The organism is Pseudomonas helleri (assembly GCF_009600315.1).
Classification (GTDB): Bacteria; Pseudomonadota; Gammaproteobacteria; order Pseudomonadales; family Pseudomonadaceae; genus Aquipseudomonas; species Aquipseudomonas helleri_A.
Genome location: NZ_WIWC01000003.1, coordinates 122,113 through 138,825, shown reverse-complemented (window position 1 = coordinate 138,825; position 16,713 = coordinate 122,113). Strand labels below are relative to the sequence as shown.

16 protein-coding genes are annotated in these 16,713 nt (G+C 53.9%); all 16 read right to left on the bottom strand.

Annotation, left to right across the window (positions count from 1 at the left end; translation table 11 throughout):
* Nucleotides 1-351 precede the first annotated feature (351 nt).
* On the bottom strand, nt 352-2,187 hold the full coding sequence (gene glmS / locus GHN86_RS03175) for a glutamine--fructose-6-phosphate transaminase (isomerizing) (protein ID WP_153377608.1): 1,836 nt from the start codon (nt 2,185-2,187) through the stop codon (nt 352-354).
* Between the two features lie 9 nt (nt 2,188-2,196).
* Entirely contained in the window at nt 2,197-2,964 is a 768-nt protein-coding gene (locus GHN86_RS03170; protein WP_153377607.1) for a DeoR/GlpR family DNA-binding transcription regulator, read from the bottom strand.
* A gap of 293 nt (nt 2,965-3,257) precedes the next feature.
* Nucleotides 3,258-4,625: a bifunctional UDP-N-acetylglucosamine diphosphorylase/glucosamine-1-phosphate N-acetyltransferase GlmU gene (glmU, locus tag GHN86_RS03165; protein ID WP_153377606.1), complete on the bottom strand. Its 1,368-nt coding sequence runs from the start codon at nt 4,623-4,625 to the stop codon at nt 3,258-3,260.
* A 113-nt stretch (nt 4,626-4,738) separates the two neighbouring features.
* Nucleotides 4,739-5,158 carry a F0F1 ATP synthase subunit epsilon gene (locus GHN86_RS03160; RefSeq protein WP_122783577.1) on the bottom strand — a complete coding sequence of 140 codons (420 nt, stop codon included), beginning with the start codon at nt 5,156-5,158 and terminating at the stop codon, nt 4,739-4,741.
* 56 nt (nt 5,159-5,214) lie between these two features.
* Complete coding sequence (gene atpD, locus GHN86_RS03155) at nt 5,215-6,594, bottom strand: F0F1 ATP synthase subunit beta (protein WP_122783513.1); 1,380 nt, start codon at nt 6,592-6,594, stop codon at nt 5,215-5,217.
* A gap of 27 nt (nt 6,595-6,621) precedes the next feature.
* Complete coding sequence (gene atpG, locus GHN86_RS03150) at nt 6,622-7,482, bottom strand: F0F1 ATP synthase subunit gamma (protein ID WP_122783512.1); 861 nt, start codon at nt 7,480-7,482, stop codon at nt 6,622-6,624.
* 50 nt (nt 7,483-7,532) lie between these two features.
* On the bottom strand, nt 7,533-9,077 hold the full coding sequence (atpA, locus tag GHN86_RS03145; protein WP_122783511.1) for a F0F1 ATP synthase subunit alpha: 1,545 nt from the start codon (nt 9,075-9,077) through the stop codon (nt 7,533-7,535).
* A gap of 21 nt (nt 9,078-9,098) precedes the next feature.
* Nucleotides 9,099-9,635, bottom strand: a complete 537-nt coding sequence (locus GHN86_RS03140; protein ID WP_153377605.1) for a F0F1 ATP synthase subunit delta — start codon at nt 9,633-9,635, stop codon at nt 9,099-9,101.
* Between the two features lie 12 nt (nt 9,636-9,647).
* On the bottom strand, nt 9,648-10,118 hold the full coding sequence (locus GHN86_RS03135) for a F0F1 ATP synthase subunit B (RefSeq protein ID WP_323369157.1): 471 nt from the start codon (nt 10,116-10,118) through the stop codon (nt 9,648-9,650).
* A 57-nt stretch (nt 10,119-10,175) separates the two neighbouring features.
* Nucleotides 10,176-10,433, bottom strand: coding sequence for a F0F1 ATP synthase subunit C (gene atpE / locus GHN86_RS03130; RefSeq protein ID WP_002555987.1), 258 nt, complete (start codon nt 10,431-10,433; stop codon nt 10,176-10,178).
* A gap of 121 nt (nt 10,434-10,554) precedes the next feature.
* On the bottom strand, nt 10,555-11,424 hold the full coding sequence (gene atpB / locus GHN86_RS03125) for a F0F1 ATP synthase subunit A (RefSeq protein ID WP_122783509.1): 870 nt from the start codon (nt 11,422-11,424) through the stop codon (nt 10,555-10,557).
* A gap of 16 nt (nt 11,425-11,440) precedes the next feature.
* A complete protein-coding gene (locus tag GHN86_RS03120) occupies nt 11,441-11,848 on the bottom strand; it encodes a F0F1 ATP synthase subunit I (protein WP_048373565.1) in 408 nt (135 codons plus the stop codon).
* 147 nt (nt 11,849-11,995) lie between these two features.
* Nucleotides 11,996-12,868, bottom strand: coding sequence for a ParB/RepB/Spo0J family partition protein (locus GHN86_RS03115; RefSeq protein WP_153377604.1), 873 nt, complete (start codon nt 12,866-12,868; stop codon nt 11,996-11,998).
* A gap of 9 nt (nt 12,869-12,877) precedes the next feature.
* Entirely contained in the window at nt 12,878-13,669 is a 792-nt protein-coding gene (locus tag GHN86_RS03110) for a ParA family protein (RefSeq protein WP_153377603.1), read from the bottom strand.
* A gap of 18 nt (nt 13,670-13,687) precedes the next feature.
* Complete coding sequence (rsmG, locus tag GHN86_RS03105) at nt 13,688-14,332, bottom strand: 16S rRNA (guanine(527)-N(7))-methyltransferase RsmG (protein ID WP_153377602.1); 645 nt, start codon at nt 14,330-14,332, stop codon at nt 13,688-13,690.
* A complete protein-coding gene (gene mnmG, locus GHN86_RS03100; RefSeq protein WP_323369949.1) occupies nt 14,329-16,221 on the bottom strand; it encodes a tRNA uridine-5-carboxymethylaminomethyl(34) synthesis enzyme MnmG in 1,893 nt (630 codons plus the stop codon). The genes rsmG and mnmG overlap by 4 nt, the downstream gene beginning before the upstream one ends.
* Nucleotides 16,222-16,713: the final 492 nt, after the last annotated feature.

The window sequence follows — 16,713 nt, the reverse complement described above, 5'->3', positions numbered from 1 at the left end:
CTTAAGGTTCTAGTTGAGAGTAGCTGTTCACATCGGCCAAAAAGAGTAGTCGGATGGCTTATTGGTTAGACTCTCCATCAGGCACTCGATTACGTGAGGCATTCTCGGCCGTCATAGCGTCATTGTGCTCGCGCGCGACGCATTTGTTGGTTTTTTTTTAAAACTATGTTTAATCAATAACTTGCATGTTCTCGACAGACTTTATTTAGTAGGTCGGGCTTCAAAACCTCAAAAACTGGCTCAGCGACAGACTTTATTTCTAATTAGCCCGCTGACTAGTCCTTGGAATTGCTGGGCTCGATCCGACAGACTTTATTCCGTAGGAACAGTTTTATTTTTTAGCGAAAGATTTTATTCCACCGTCACTGACTTAGCCAAGTTACGAGGCTGATCAACGTCTGTACCTTTAAGCACAGCGACGTAGTAGGACAACAATTGCAGCGGAATGGTATAGAGGATCGGCGCCAGCACATCGTTGATGTGCGGCATATTGATCACGTGAGTACCTTCGCCATCGCTCATGTTCGCTTGCTCATCGGCGAACACGACCAACTCCCCACCACGAGCACGAACTTCTTGAAGGTTGGACTTTAATTTTTCCAACAACTCATTGTTCGGTGCCACAGTTACCACTGGCATGTCGTTATCCACAAGCGCCAGAGGGCCGTGCTTCAACTCGCCTGCCGGATAGGCTTCAGCGTGAATGTACGAAATTTCTTTGAGCTTGAGAGCGCCTTCCATTGCCACTGGAAACTGAGCACCGCGGCCCAGGAACAGCGTGTGGTGTTTATCGGCAAACAATTCAGCCACTTTTTCGATGGTGGTATCCATTGCCAAGGCTTCACCCAGACGTGTTGGCAGGCGACGCAACTCTTCAACCAATTGCGCTTCAACACCGGCTTCCAACGTGCCGCGAACTTGACCCAAGGACAAGGTCAGCAGCAGTAAACCTACCAACTGTGTGGTGAACGCTTTGGTCGACGCCACGCCAATTTCACGACCGGCTTGGGTCAGCAGCGTCAGATCGGACTCACGCACCAATGAGCTAATGCCAACGTTACAGATGGCCAGGCTGCCCAGGAAACCCAATTCTTTGGCGTTACGCAGTGCGGCCAGGGTGTCGGCGGTTTCGCCCGATTGCGAGATAGAAACGAACAGCGTGTCCGGCTGAACTACCACTTTTCGGTAGCGGAACTCACTGGCCACTTCAACCTGGCAGGGAATACCGGCCAAGCTTTCCAGCCAATAACGGGCAACCATACCCGCGTGATAACTGGTACCGCAGGCAACGATTTGTACATTACGCACTTTGGCAAACAGTTCGGCCGCTTGTGGGCCAAATGCCTGAACCAATACGTGGTCGTGACCCAGACGGTTTTCAAGCGTACGTTGGACTACAGCAGGCTGCTCGTGAATTTCTTTAAGCATGTAGTGACGGTATTCGCCTTTGTCGGCGGCTTCGGCACCATCGCGGTACTGCACGGTTTCACGCTCTACGGTCTGCCCGTTAACATCCCAGATGTGAACACTGTCACGGCGAATTTCAGCAATATCGCCCTCTTCCAGATACATGAAGCGATCAGTGACCTGTCGCAGGGCCAATTGATCGGAGGCCAGGAAGTTCTCGCCCAACCCCAGTCCAATCACCAGCGGGCTACCACTGCGTGCAGCCACCAGACGGTCAGGTTGCTTGGCACTGATCACGGCCAACCCATAAGCGCCGTGCAATTCTTTGACCGTCGATTTTAACGCCGCGGTCAAATCGCTTTGCTCTTTGAGCTTGTGCTGCAGCAAGTGCGCAATCACTTCGGTATCAGTGTCTGAAGTAAACACATAGCCCAAGCCTTTAAGCTGCTCGCGCAAGGCTTCATGATTTTCGATAATGCCGTTGTGGACAACTGCCAGATCGGAACCCGAAAAGTGCGGGTGGGCATTTCTCTCACACGGCGCACCGTGGGTCGCCCAGCGGGTGTGAGCGATTCCCAAACGGCCTACCAACGGTTCGCCTGCTAACGCTTGTTCCAGCTCGGCCACTTTACCGTTACGGCGTACACGCTCAAGCGTGCCGTTATTTGAAAATACAGCAACACCGGCGCTGTCATAGCCGCGGTATTCGAGACGTTTCAGGCCTTCAAGCAGAATGGCCGTGATATTGCGTTCAGCGACTGCGCCAACGATGCCACACATAAAGTTCTCCTAGCTTAGGGCGGCACATAACACAGTTATGCCCCGGGCCTGAATTTGTTCGCGTGCCTCTGGCGGCAGACGATCATCAGTAATAAGGGTATGGAAGCTGCTCCAGGGCAGTTCCAGGTTGGGTATTTTTCGACCAATCTTGTCCGACTCAACCATCACAATCACTTCACGTGCGACTTCCGCCATGACCCGGCTCAGACCCAACAACTCATTAAAGGTTGTCGTACCGCGTTGTAGGTCAATGCCATCGGCACCGATGAATAATTGATCGAAGTCGTAGGAGCGCAACACCTGTTCTGCGACTTGGCCCTGAAAAGACTCGGAGTGTGGATCCCAAGTGCCACCCGTCATCAACAGTACGGGTTCATGCTCCAGTTCGCTGAGAGCGCTGGCAACGTGCAAGGAATTGGTCATCACGACCAAACCGGGTTGACGGCCCAGTTGGGGGATCATCGAAGCCGTGGTGCTGCCGCTGTCGATGATGATGCGAGCATGCTCTTTAATCAGCCCTACGGCTGCGCGGGCAATGGCTTGCTTATAGAAAGAAATCGGTTGAGGCGAATCGCTCACTAATTCTTGCGGCAGGGTGATTGCACCACCAAAGCGACGCAAAAGCAGCCCATTACTTTCGAGGGCAGCCAAGTCCTTGCGAATCGTAACTTCAGAGGTTTCAAAGCGCTTGGCCAGCTCATCCACACTGACTTCGCCCTGCTCTGCGAGCATGGCCAGGATGTTATGCCTGCGCTGTGGAGTATTGCGTTTAGACATAACCAGCCTAAGTTTCGTTTCGAAAGATAACGAAAGCAATGAGACCTCATCTCGGCTGACTCGTCAAGAATTTGTTGCAGGGCATTAACTGTGGGTAACTCAAATTTTCCCTGTGAACAGGGCCTGAATTTACCATTGGCGCGTGAGCAATCACGATTTATCCACAGAGCGCAGATAGAAATTAAGCTAACTTATTGATATATAACAGTTATACGATGACTTGTTTTTTCTGAGATGTAATGCAGTTGTGGATAACTTGAGCTCAGGAGCGAGCAAGCCCGCTCCTGCACTGATCAGGTTTTAGGTTGTTTGACCGGACGCTTCCAGCCATCAATATTGCGCTGACGCGCGCGACCCACCGCCAATTGTTCCGGGGCTACATTCTGGTTGATAGTTGAGCCGGCCGCGGTGGTTGCACCGTTGGAGATATCCACAGGCGCGACCAGTGAGTTGTTGGAACCGATAAATACATCAGCCCCAAGCACGGTCTTCCATTTGTTGGCGCCATCGTAGTTACACGTGATGGTACCCGCGCCGATATTAGTGCGTGGTCCGACTTCGGCATCACCTAAATACGTGAGATGCCCACATTTGGCATCTTCACCCAGGTGGGCATTTTTCAACTCGACAAAGTTACCCACATGGGCCCGGGCGTCGAGTACGCTGCCCGGACGCAAACGTGCAAACGGTCCGGCATCACTGCCCTCACCCATCACCGCACCGTCAAGGTGACTGTTGGCTTTGACCACCACGCCTTTACGCAAAATACTGTCTTTGATCACACAGTTCGGACCAATGACCACGTTGTCTTCAATGACCACGCGTCCTTCAAGAATCACATTGATATCGATGAGCACATCACGACCTACCGTTACCTCGCCACGCACATCAAACCTTGCGGGGTCACGCAGGGTCACACCCAATGCCATCAACCGACGACTTTCGCGCAGTTGGTAATGACGCTCCAGCTCACTGAGCTGTTTACGGTCATTAGCGCCCTGCACTTCCATCGGGTCCAAAGCATGTTCAGTGGCTACCACCAAGCCATCGTCAACCGCCATCGCGATCACGTCAGTCAGGTAATACTCACCTTGGGCATTGTTGTTCGACAGGCGACTCATCCAGTCGTCCAGACGTTTGGCAGGTAAGGCCAAAATGCCAGTATTGCCTTCGGTAATGGCACGCTGCTCTTCAGTGGCATCTTTATGTTCAACGATCGCGCATACCCTGTTCTGCTCATCGCGCACGATCCGGCCATAACCGGTCGGATCGGCCAAATTGACAGTCAGCAGTCCCAATTGCTCAGGCCCTGCTTGCTTGAGCAGGCGTTGCAAGGTTTCAACTTCGATCAGCGGAACATCGCCGTACAGAATCAGCACATTGTCGGCCGTTAGAAACGGCAGTGCCTGTGCCACGGCGTGGCCGGTACCCAATTGCTTATCTTGCAAAACGAAGTTCAGGTCGTCAGCCGCCAGACGCTCACGAACCAGCTCAGCACCATGACCAATCACCACATGAATGCCGGTCGGCTTGAGTTGTCGTGCGCTGTGGATAACATGGCCGAGCATAGAATTGCCGGCTACGGGGTGCAGCACTTTAGGCAAAGCCGAGCGCATACGAGTGCCTTGGCCTGCAGCAAGAATAACGATATCGAGAGACATAACTGGCTACCAATCCTGGGTGGTCAGCGGCTGCGACCAAAAGTAATTCGCGGAAAAAGAAAAAGGGTAGCCGAGGCTACCCTTTTTAATCAATCACGCAATAAGCAGGAGGCTTAGCCGCCAAACTTCTTGCGGATCTGCTGGACGGTGCGCAGCTGAGCTGCGGCCTCGGCCAGTCGTGCAGCAGCAGCTCCGTAATCGAAGTCTGCGCCTTTTTCATTCAGCGCCTTCTCAGCAGCCTTAACGGCTTCTTGAGCGGAGGCTTCATCCAGGTCGGCGGCGCGTTGCACGGTGTCGGCAAGAACCTTGACCATGTTCGGCTGAACCTCGAGGTAACCACCCGAGATGTAAAACACCTCGTCTTCCCCACCCTGTTTGATCAGGCGAATCGGACCTGGCTTGAGTTCAGTGATCAGCGGAGCGTGACCCAGAGCGATACCAAGATCGCCCAGGCTGCCGTGTGCAATCACCATCTCAACCAGACCGGAGAAGATTTCTCCTTCCGCGCTGACGATATCGCAATGGACTGTCATCATATTAGCCATCTGATTGCCTCAACCTGATTAGCGCCCGTTGCCGGGCGCTCGAATTACAGTTTCTTGGCTTTCTCGATCGCTTCTTCGATGCCGCCGACCATGTAGAACGCTTGTTCTGGCAGGTGGTCGTAGTCACCGTTGAGGATGCCTTTGAAGCCAGCAATGGTGTCTTTCAGGGAAACGTATTTACCCGAAGCGCCAGTGAAGACTTCAGCCACGAAGAACGGCTGAGACAAGAAACGCTGGATCTTACGAGCGCGGGATACCAACTGCTTGTCGGTTTCCGACAGCTCGTCCATACCCAGGATCGCAATGATGTCCTTCAGTTCTTTGTAACGCTGCAACACGTACTGAACGCCGCGAGCGGTGTCGTAGTGTTCCTGGCCGATAACGTTCGGGTCCAGCTGACGCGAAGTCGAATCCAGTGGATCTACTGCTGGGTAGATACCCAGGGAAGCGATGTCACGGGACAGAACGACAGTAGCGTCCAAGTGGGCAAACGTGGTCGCAGGCGACGGGTCAGTCAAGTCATCCGCAGGTACGTATACCGCTTGGATCGAAGTGATCGAACCGTTTTTGGTGGAAGTGATGCGCTCTTGCAGAGTACCCATCTCTTCAGCCAAAGTCGGCTGGTAACCTACTGCAGAAGGCATACGGCCCAGCAGTGCGGATACTTCAGTACCGGCCAAGGTGTAACGGTAGATGTTGTCAACGAACAACAGTACGTCGTTACCTTCGTCACGGAACTTCTCGGCCATGGTCAGACCAGTCAGTGCAACGCGCAGACGGTTACCCGGCGGCTCGTTCATCTGACCGTAAACCAGTGCCACTTTGTCCAGTACGCTGGAATCCTTCATCTCGTGGTAGAAGTCGTTACCCTCACGGGTACGCTCGCCCACACCAGCAAACACAGAGTAACCGCTGTGTTCCATGGCGATGTTACGGATCAGTTCCATCATGTTTACGGTTTTGCCTACACCGGCACCACCGAACAGACCAACCTTACCGCCTTTTGCAAACGGGCAGATCAGGTCGATAACCTTGATGCCAGTTTCCAGAAGGTCGTTGCCGCCCGCTTGTTCAGCGAAGGACGGTGCAGGACGGTGAATGCCCCAACGCTCTTCGGTTTCAATCGGGCCAGCTTCGTCGATCGGGTTGCCCAGAACGTCCATGATCCGGCCCAGGGTAGCTTTACCTACTGGTACGGAGATGGCTGCGCCAGTGTCGGTGACTTCCAGACCGCGCTTCAAGCCCTCGGTGGAACCCATCGCAATGGTACGAACCACGCCGTCGCCCAGCTGCTGCTGAACTTCCAGAGTGGTTCCGGCCGCGCTTTGTACTTTCAGCGCGTTGTAGATGCTCGGTACGTTTTCGCGTGGAAATTCCACGTCGATCACGGCGCCGATGATTTGAACGATACGTCCGCTACTCATAGCTGGATCCTCTGAATATTTGAACCGTTAAACCGCGGCAGCGCCGCCGACGATTTCCGAGATCTCTTGGGTGATCGCAGCCTGACGCGCCTTGTTGTAGATCAGCTGCAAATCGCTGATCAAATCACCGGCGTTATCAGTGGCGTTCTTCATTGCGATCATCCGCGCAGCTTGTTCAGCTGCACTGTTCTCGACCACCGCCTGGTACACCTGCGACTCCACGTAGCGCACCATCAAGCCGTCTAGCAGCTCTTTGGCATCTGGTTCGTAGAGGTAGTCCCAGTGGTGCTTGAGTTCTTGATCCGGGGTCGCCACCAGTGGAATCAATTGCTCCACAGTCGGCTGTTGCGTCATGGTGTTGATGAACTTGTTGGATACCACGGACAGGCGATCAATACGGCCTTCCAGGTATGCATCCAGCATCACCTTAACGCTGCCGATCAAGTCATTGATTGACGGTTCTTCACCCAGATGGCTGATTGCAGCGACGACGTTACCGCCGAAGTTACGGAAAAAAGCCGCACCTTTGCTGCCGACCACGCACAGATCAATCTCGACGCCGTTTTCGCGGTTTACCGCCATGTCCTTGACCAAAGCCTTGAACAGGTTGGTATTCAAACCACCGCACAATCCACGGTCACTGCTCACAACCACATAACCGGCACGCTTTACAGCGCGATCAATCATGAAGGGGTGGCGGTATTCCGGGTTGGCGTTGGCCAAATGCCCAATAACCTGGCGGATGCGCTCCGCATAAGGACGGCTAGCAGCCATGCGCATTTGTGCCTTGCGCATTTTGCTGACCGCCACTTTTTCCATGGCGCTGGTAATTTTTTGCGTGCTTTTGATGCTCGCAATCTTACTGCGAATCTCTTTTGCGCCTGCCATGTAACACCTATCAGGTTAGCAAGCGGGAGCCTTGCGACTCCCGCTGCGGCTTACCAGGTTTGGGTGGCCTTGAACTTCTCGATACCGGCTTTGATGCCAGAATCGATGTCGTCATTGAAGTCACCTTTAACGTTGATCTTCGCCATAAGCTCGGCGTGATCGCGGTTGAAGTAAGCAATCAGCGCTTGTTCAAAGCTACCGACCTTGGTGATTTCGACGTCAGTCAGGAACCCACGCTCAGCGGCATACAGCGACAGCGCCATGTCAGCGATCGACATTGGTGCGTATTGCTTCTGCTTCATCAGCTCGGTAACGCGCTGACCATGCTCAAGTTGCTTACGGGTCGCTTCGTCCAGGTCAGAAGCAAACTGGGCGAATGCCGCCAGTTCACGGTACTGAGCCAGAGCGGTACGGATACCACCGGACAGCTTCTTGATGATCTTGGTCTGAGCGGCACCACCCACACGGGATACCGAAACACCGGCGTTCACTGCAGGACGGATCCCGGAGTTGAACATGGCCGATTCCAGGAAGATCTGACCGTCAGTGATGGAAATCACGTTGGTCGGAACGAACGCGGAAACGTCGCCAGCTTGAGTTTCGATGATCGGCAGTGCGGTCAGGGAACCGGTTTTGCCGGTCACTGCGCCGTTGGTGAACTTCTCTACGTACTCTTCAGAAACGCGGGATGCGCGCTCCAGAAGACGGGAGTGGAGATAGAACACGTCGCCTGGGTAAGCTTCACGGCCTGGTGGACGGCGCAGCAGCAGGGAAATCTGGCGGTAAGCCACTGCTTGCTTGGACAGATCGTCATAAACGATCAGCGCGTCTTCACCGCGGTCGCGGAAGTATTCGCCCATGGTGCAACCGGAGTACGGTGCCAGGAACTGCAGCGCTGCGGATTCGGAAGCACTGGCAGCAACGACGATGGTGTTAGCCAACGCGCCGTTTTCTTCCAGCTTGCGAACCACGTTGGCGATAGTCGATTGCTTCTGACCGATCGCTACGTATACACAGAAAATGCCGCTGTTCTTTTGGTTGATGATCGCGTCGATCGCCAGAGCGGTTTTACCGATCTGACGGTCACCGATGATCAGCTCACGCTGGCCACGGCCGACAGGAATCATGGCATCGACAGCCTTGTAGCCAGTCTGTACAGGCTGGTCTACCGACTTACGCCAGATCACGCCTGGAGCAACTTTCTCGACTGCATCAGTCTCGGTGTTGTTCAGCGGACCTTTGCCGTCAACTGGGTTACCCAGTGCGTCGACAACGCGACCCAGCAGTTCCTTACCAACCGGAACTTCCAGGATGCGGCCAGTGCACTTGGCGCTCATGCCTTCAGCCAGAGTCGTGTACGCGCCCAATACTACGGCACCTACAGAGTCTTGCTCCAGGTTGAGAGCCATACCGAAGACGCTGCCTGGAAACTCGATCATCTCGCCGTACATTACGTCGGCCAGACCGTGAATCCGCACAATGCCGTCAGATACGCTGACGACAGTGCCTTCGTTACGGGCTTGGGAGGTCACATCGAGTTTTTCGATGCGGCCCTTGATAATTTCACTTATTTCGGAAGGATTGAGTTGCTGCATTGCTCTGCTGCCCCTTCAAACTCAAGATTTCAATGCTTCGGCAAGGTTTGCGAGTTTTCCGCGAACCGAGCCATCGATAACCAGGTCGCCGGCGCGGATGATGACACCACCTATAAGGCTGGCATCCTCCGCAACTTGCAGGCGCACTTCCCGGTTGAGTCGTGCACTGAGAACCTTGGCGAGTTTGTCTTGCTGTTCTTGGTTCAATGCAAAAGCACTGGTCACTTCTACGTCTACCGACTTCTCTTGTTCAGCCTTGTACAGGTCAAAAAGAGCGGCAATCTCCGGCAAAAGCGGGAGACGGTCGTTTTCGGCAACGACGTTAATGAAGTTCTGTACTTCTACAGTGAACTTGTCGCCGCACACGTCAATAAACGTGGCGGCCTTTTCTGCGCTCGTCAGTCGCGGGGCCTTGAGCACGCGCTGCATAGTGTCGTCTTGCGACACTGCTGCAGCCAGGCCGAGCATGGCTGACCAAGAGGCCAGTTGCTGGTGGGCCTGGGCGTGCTCGAAGGCTGCCTTAGCGTAAGGTCGGGCCAACGTGGTCAATTCTGCCATGATCGCCCTCGCTTAAATTTCAGCAGCCAGTTTATTAACCAGCTCCGCGTGCGCGTTTTGATCGATTGTGGCACCCAGGATCTTTTCAGCACCTTCAACAGCCAGGCCACCCAATTGGGCGCGCAGGGCGTCTTTGACGCTGTTCAGTTCCTGTTCGATCTCGGCCTGAGCCTGAGCCTTCACACGTTCAGCTTCAACGCGAGCCTGTTCACGGGCTTCGTCTACGATCTGAGTACCGCGTTTCTTGGCTTGCTCAATGATTTCAGCTGCTTGAGCCTTAGCTTCGCGCAGTTGCTGACCCGCTTTATCTTGGGCCAACTCCAGGTCGCGAGCTGCTCGGTTAGCAGCGTCCAGTCCAGCCGCAATCTTCTTCTGACGTTCTTGCAATGCCGCGATGACCGGAGGCCACACGAACTTCATGCAAAACAGTACAAAGATGAAGAACGCAACGGACTGGCCAATCAGGGTTGCATTAATGTTCACGCCAACACCTCGCTCGTTCGTTGTCTATCACTTCAATCAACTCGAATTATCGAGTGATTAGCCAGCGAGTTGACCAACGAAGGGATTAGCGAAGGTGAAGAACAGTGCGATACCAACACCGATCATGGTTACGGCGTCGAGCAGACCGGCAACGATGAACATTTTAACTTGCAGCATTGGAACCATTTCTGGTTGACGCGCTGCGCCTTCCAGGAACTTGCCACCCAACAGGCCGAAACCAATTGCGGTGCCCAGTGCGCCCAGGCCGATCAACAGTGCAACAGCGATAGCGGTTAGACCAACTACAGTTTCCATCTTTCCTCCCGACTTTTACGTCGTATGGTTTAGGTTTTTAGATTAAAGCGGTAAAACAAAATCATTTTGCGACGCCCTTCCGCAGGGGAGCGGAAGGACGCCAGACTCGCCGAGACGGGTCTTAGTGGTTCTCTTCGTGCGCCATCGACAAGTAAACGATGGTCAACATCATGAAGATGAACGCTTGCAAGGTGATGATCAGGATGTGGAATACAGCCCACGCCCATTGCAGCACCACGCCCAGACCGCTAAGCCAAAGCAGGCCGCTGCCGAACATTACGGCGATCAGGATAAATACCAGTTCGCCAGCGTACATGTTGCCGAACAGACGCAGTGCCAGCGAGATTGGCTTAGCAATCAGCGTCACGAATTCGAGCAGGAAGTTCACCGGAATCAGCAGCGCTTGAACAAAAATGTTCTTGCTACCGAAAGGATGCAGGGTCAATTCGCCAATGAAGCCGCCGATGCCCTTGATCTTGATGCTGTAGAAGATGATCAGAGCGAATACCGAAAGGGCCATGCCCAGGGTAGCGTTAGGATCAGTCGTCGGTACGGCACGGAACGGGAAGTGCTCATCGCCAGTGATCAGGATCGCCAACTGAGGAATCCAGTCAACCGGGATCAAGTCGATGGCGTTCATCAGGAACACCCAAACGAAAATTGTCAGTGCCAACGGAGCAATAACTGCACTGCGTCCGTGGAAACTGTCTTTAACACTGCCATCAACGAATTCCACCAGAACTTCTACGAAGTTCTGAAGTGCGCCTGGTTGACCGGAAGTTGCCTTCTTGGCCGCCATGCGGAATACGAGGACAAACAACAGGCCTACAAACACAGACCAGCCAAGTGTATCGACGTGGAATGCCCAAAAGCCCATTTGTTTAGCTTCTGCAACGGTGTGAGCAAAGCCCCAGCCGCCGTCAGGTAGCTGCCCGAAGGTCAGGTTCTGTAAGTGGTGCTGGATATAGCCCGAAGCGGTTGTTTCTGCCATGGTTGCCTCAAACGCCCTAAGGTCTCGAAAGTGTTGTTCTCATTAGCAGGGGAGCGAACCAACTGACCAGTTGGGTCAGCACGAATACGCCGAATACAGCGAGCGGCGCCAATGGCTTCACACCTGCAAACGTCAGCGCGAACAGCACTGCCGTCAAAATTAACTTGCCTGCCTCGCCAGCGTAAAACGACCGGACGATGGCTTGCGCTGCTCGAGCGCCGGTAAACCGGAATGCCCTGTGAGCAAAGTACACATTGGGTAGCAAAGCTATCAGGCCTCCGCAGAGTCCTGAATATCCGGCGACGACTCCATGCCATTGCCAGAGCCCCAGAGCAGCCAGCAATAAAACGACAAATTGAGCCAGCAAAACCGGAAAAACCGCCAAGCGATGGAACGGCAAGCGGTTTGGCGTGCGGGTTTCCATCACAATGCTCCTCAAAGGTCGGCTACCAAAAAGTATTAACTTGGCATAATTTGTGCCGACAAAATGCGCGCAGAGTATAGGGGCGACGAGGCCCCTATTCAACTGTCAGGTAGTGATTTCCGACTGCGCGCTACATAAGGAAATGTTTCAGCGGATGTGTGCAAGCACTCCCTGGAGCTCATCCAGAGAATTGTAACCAATTACTAATTGGCCTTTTCCCTTCTTTCCGTGGCGGATCTGCACCGCAGAGCCTAGGCGCTCAGCCAGTCGTTGTTCGAGCCGGGTGATATCCGGATCGGCTTTAACAGGTTCGACAGCTTCTTGTTTGCCGCTTAACCACTGACGAACAAGGGCTTCGGTCTGACGCACTGTCAGGCCGCGTGCGACAACATGTCGCGCCCCCTCAACTTGCTGAGATTCAGGCAAACCGAGCAAAGCCCGCGCATGACCCATTTCCAGGTCACCGTGAGACAACATGGTCTTGATCACTTCCGGCAAGGAAATCAGCCGCAACAAATTCGCCACAGAGACTCGGGACTTGCCCACAGCATCGGCAACTTGTTGCTGAGTGAGCTGGAACTCTTGCTGCAAGCGCTGCAAGGCCACAGCTTCTTCAATGGGATTGAGGTCTTCACGCTGGATGTTTTCGATCAACGCCATAGCAATGGCGGTTTCATCCGGCACGTCTTTGACCATCGCCGGAATAGTCTCTTTGCCGGCTTGCTGACTCGCACGCCAGCGACGCTCACCGGCAATGATCTCAAAACGATTATCAGCGATCGGGCGAACCACGATCGGCTGCATCACCCCTTGGCTTTTGATCGAATTGGCAAGCTCTTCGAGGGCTTGCGGATCCATATCACGGCGCGGCTGGTATTTGCCGCGCTGAATCAGATCCAGCGGCAGATGCTGCAACTCGCTTTGATCAACCTTGACCGCTTGCTCTTCCAGCGAGCTGACTGTTGGACCACTCAGAAGTGCATCCAGTCCGCGTCCGAGACCTCGTTTCTTGACGGCCATGGAATTTCCTTAAGTGGGCTGAGCAGTGCGGGAGGAGCGGCGTTGACGTCGAACCAACTCGCCAGCCAAGGCAAGGTAGGCAATCGCGCCACGGGAATTTTTGTCATACGCCAGCGCCGGCATACCGTAGCTTGGCGCTTCGGCCAAACGGATATTACGCGGGATTACCGTCTCGTAGAGTTGTTCACCGAAGTGTTCTTTGAGCTGTGCCGACACATCGTTCATCAGGCTCAGGCGCGGATCAAACATGGTCCGCAGCAAACCTTCGATTTTCAGGTTTGGGTTGAGCAGCTCAGCGATTCGCTTGATGTTATCCACAAGGTCGCTCAAACCTTCCAGCGCAAAGTATTCACACTGCATCGGAATGATGACCCCGTCGGCTGCCACCAGCGCATTCAAGGTCAGCATCGACAGTGAGGGTGGGCAGTCAATCAAGATGAAATCGTAGCTCTCGCGAACCGGAGCCAGTGCTGTGCGCAGACGGCTTTCTTTCATCTGCATTTCGAGCAGCACGACTTCAGCAGCGGTTAGATCGCGGTTAGCGGGCAACAGTTGGTAGCCACCGTGCTCGGAAACGTGCATGGCTTGAGCCAGGTCACATTCACCAATCAACAGGTCGTACACCGAATTTTCAAGACCGTGTTTATCCACACCGCTACCCATGGTGGCGTTGCCTTGTGGATCGAGGTCGATGAGCAGCACGCGTCGCTTGGTCGCGACCAGCGATGCTGCGAGGTTGATACAGGTGGTGGTTTTACCCACACCACCCTTTTGGTTCGCTATTGCGAATACCTTAGCCATTCTTGCTTGCGTTCCCAATCATGCCGTGCGGCGCAGTATCAGCAGATGGCGTTGGCCTTGGCAACCCGGAACGGTCAAGGCGTGTTCGCCATCGAGACGAAAATCAGTCGGCAATGCTACCAGCTCATCGGTCGGATGGACGCCCTTCATTGCCAACCAGCGTGTTTCACCGTCGCCCAAGTGGCGCGTCCAGTTTGTGAAGTTCTCCATGCTGCTGAAAGCCCTGGACACAATACCTGTGAACGGCTGCTCCGGCTGGAACTCCTCAACACGGCTGTGGATAACTTGAAGGTTATCCAGCTTCAACTCGAGTTTAACTTGGGTCAGGAAGCGGGTTTTCTTGCCGTTGCTGTCCAGACAAGTCACCTGCGATTCAGGAAACAGGATCGCCAAAGGTATGCCAGGCATCCCGCCACCACTGCCGACATCCAACCAACGGCCGTTTTCGATGAACGGCATCACACTCAGACTATCGAGCAAATGACGCGACACCATTTCGTCCGGGTTACGCACAGCCGTCAGGTTGTAGGCCTTGTTCCATTTGATCAACAGGGCCAGATAACCCAGCAATTGCTCATGCTGGTTTTCGGTCAGCGCAACGCCCAACTGGCGTGCACCTGTGGATAACTCTTCGGCGTTTTGTGCAGTGACCAGCGAACTCAAGCGTTTTGCTCCAACGTGCGGCCAGCGCCGCGTTTTTTCAGATGAATCATCAACAGGGAAATTGCTGCCGGAGTCACGCCCGGAATGCGCGAAGCCTGACCCAGGGTCTCGGGACGCGTGGCCCCCAGCTTGCTCTGGATCTCTTTGGACAGTCCGGAAATGTTTGTGTAGTCGATATCCACAGGCAGTTTGGTGTTTTCACTGGCGCGTAAACGGGCAATTTCGTCTTGCTGACGATCAATGTATCCCGCGTATTTGGTTTTAATCTCAACCTGCTCAGCGACCAGCGGATCTTCAGCGCCCTGCCCGGTCACTTCGACCAGTCCGGCGTAGTCGATTTCTGGGCGGGTCAGCAGATTCAGCAAATTGTATTCGTGGGTCAGTGGTGTACCGAATTTGGCGGCAATAGCATCGCCCTGTTCAGTACCCGGCCGGACCCAAGTGGATTTCAAACGCTGTTCTTCGAGAGCGATGCTTTCGCGCTTGGTGCAGAAAGCGGCCCAACGGGCATCGTCGACCAGACCCAATTCGCGGCCTTTTTCGGTCAAGCGCATGTCAGCGTTGTCTTCGCGCAGGATCAAACGGTATTCCGCACGTGAGGTGAACATACGATACGGTTCTTGAGTCCCCAACGTAATCAGGTCATCAACCAATACCCCGATATACGCCTCATCGCGACGTGGACACCAACTTTCTTTGCCTTGCGAAAGCAGCGCTGCGTTAGCACCGGCAAGCAAACCTTGAGCGCCAGCTTCTTCGTAACCAGTGGTGCCGTTGATTTGTCCTGCAAAGAACAAACCGCCAATCACTTTGGTTTCGAGGCTGTATTTCAGATCGCGCGGATCGAAATAATCGTATTCGATCGCGTAACCAGGTCGAACAATATGGGCGTTTTCCATGCCGCGAATCGATTGCACGATCTGAATTTGCACGTCGAACGGCAAGGAGGTTGAAATCCCGTTCGGGTACAGCTCGTGTGTCGTCAAACCTTCCGGTTCGATAAAGACCTGATGGCTCTCCTTGTCGGCAAAGCGATGAATCTTGTCTTCAATCGAGGGGCAATAACGCGGGCCGATGCCTTCGATCACGCCCGAGTACATGGGCGAACGATCAAGGTTGGACGCGATGATCTCGTGGGTTCGGGCATTGGTATGGGTAATCCAGCAACTGACCTGAGCCGGGTGTTGTTCCTTGTTGCCCATGAACGACATGACCGGGATAGGTGTATCACCGGGTTGTTCTGTCATCACGGAGAAATCAACCGACCGGCCGTCAATACGAGGAGGTGTGCCCGTTTTCAGGCGGCCCACTCGCAGAGGCAGTTCACGCAGGCGCTGTGCCAAGGCAATCGAAGGTGGATCGCCGGCTCGGCCACCCGAGTAATTCTGCATCCCGATGTGGATAAGTCCACCCAGGAAGGTGCCTGTGGTCAAAACCACGGCATCGGCCATGAATCGCAGGCCCATCTGGGTCACTACGCCACGCACTTGATCATTTTCAACAATCAGGTCATCCGCTGCTTGTTGAAATATCCACAGGTTGGGTTGGTTTTCCAGAATTTCTCGAACCGCTGCCTTGTACAGAATACGGTCGGCCTGCGCACGAGTTGCCCGCACCGCCGGGCCTTTACGGCCATTGAGTACGCGGAACTGAATGCCGCCTTTATCGGTGGCAATCGCCATCGCGCCGCCGATGGCATCAATTTCTTTAACCAGATGGCTTTTACCAATCCCGCCAATTGCAGGATTGCAGCTCATTTGCCCGAGGGTTTCCACGTTATGGGTCAACAGCAGGGTTTTTACGCCCATACGTGCTGAAGCAAGTGCAGCCTCGGTTCCGGCGTGACCGCCGCCGATGACGATCACTGCAAAACGGGAAGGGAAATTCACCACGCACCTCGTGCCTGTTACTAGGGGTTTTTGGATAGACCGCGAAGTATAGGGACTTCGCCCTTCTTAAAGAACCCTTTGCACAAAATTTAACCAGCTGTGGATAAGGGTCAGATAGATAAATAAATAGAGAAGAAATTTATAAAGCTTTGTTTTTATGTTTATTTCTACTGGAGCATGTTTCTGTGGATAGAACTCTACAAGCCAGTATTCACGTACTGTACAGAGATCTTAAAGTCTGTGGTCATGTGCCTATAAGGGGCGTGAATAAGTGGTTTAAGCCTGTGGGTAAAACAGGTCCTTATCCACAGGGGTGGTTATCTTCAGTTTTCAGGCCTACTTACCCACTGAGCTGAGGGGCAGTTATGCACAGATCTTATTCCAGGGTTTTCGCTCATTTTCCTGAAAAACAGGCAGCCGAATGCACCTCGGTGGATGAATCCATCAAGCGCATAGAAGGTGGACAGGAATAGAACAGATGAACGGTTGAGT

Bases quoted from the DNA above. Each gene is read 5' to 3' on its own strand.
- glmS (WP_153377608.1), bottom strand. From the start codon at position 2,187: ATGTGTGGCATCGTTGGCGCAGTCGCTGAACGCAATATCACGGCCATT.
- GHN86_RS03170 (WP_153377607.1), bottom strand. From the start codon at position 2,964: ATGTCTAAACGCAATACTCCACAGCGCAGGCATAACATCCTGGCCATG.
- glmU (WP_153377606.1), bottom strand. From the start codon at position 4,625: ATGTCTCTCGATATCGTTATTCTTGCTGCAGGCCAAGGCACTCGTATG.
- GHN86_RS03160 (WP_122783577.1), bottom strand. From the start codon at position 5,158: ATGACAGTCCATTGCGATATCGTCAGCGCGGAAGGAGAAATCTTCTCC.
- atpD (WP_122783513.1), bottom strand. From the start codon at position 6,594: ATGAGTAGCGGACGTATCGTTCAAATCATCGGCGCCGTGATCGACGTG.
- atpG (WP_122783512.1), bottom strand. From the start codon at position 7,482: ATGGCAGGCGCAAAAGAGATTCGCAGTAAGATTGCGAGCATCAAAAGC.
- atpA (WP_122783511.1), bottom strand. From the start codon at position 9,077: ATGCAGCAACTCAATCCTTCCGAAATAAGTGAAATTATCAAGGGCCGC.
- GHN86_RS03140 (WP_153377605.1), bottom strand. From the start codon at position 9,635: ATGGCAGAATTGACCACGTTGGCCCGACCTTACGCTAAGGCAGCCTTC.
- atpE (WP_002555987.1), bottom strand. From the start codon at position 10,433: ATGGAAACTGTAGTTGGTCTAACCGCTATCGCTGTTGCACTGTTGATC.
- atpB (WP_122783509.1), bottom strand. From the start codon at position 11,424: ATGGCAGAAACAACCGCTTCGGGCTATATCCAGCACCACTTACAGAAC.
- GHN86_RS03120 (WP_048373565.1), bottom strand. From the start codon at position 11,848: ATGGAAACCCGCACGCCAAACCGCTTGCCGTTCCATCGCTTGGCGGTT.
- GHN86_RS03115 (WP_153377604.1), bottom strand. From the start codon at position 12,868: ATGGCCGTCAAGAAACGAGGTCTCGGACGCGGACTGGATGCACTTCTG.
- GHN86_RS03110 (WP_153377603.1), bottom strand. From the start codon at position 13,669: ATGGCTAAGGTATTCGCAATAGCGAACCAAAAGGGTGGTGTGGGTAAA.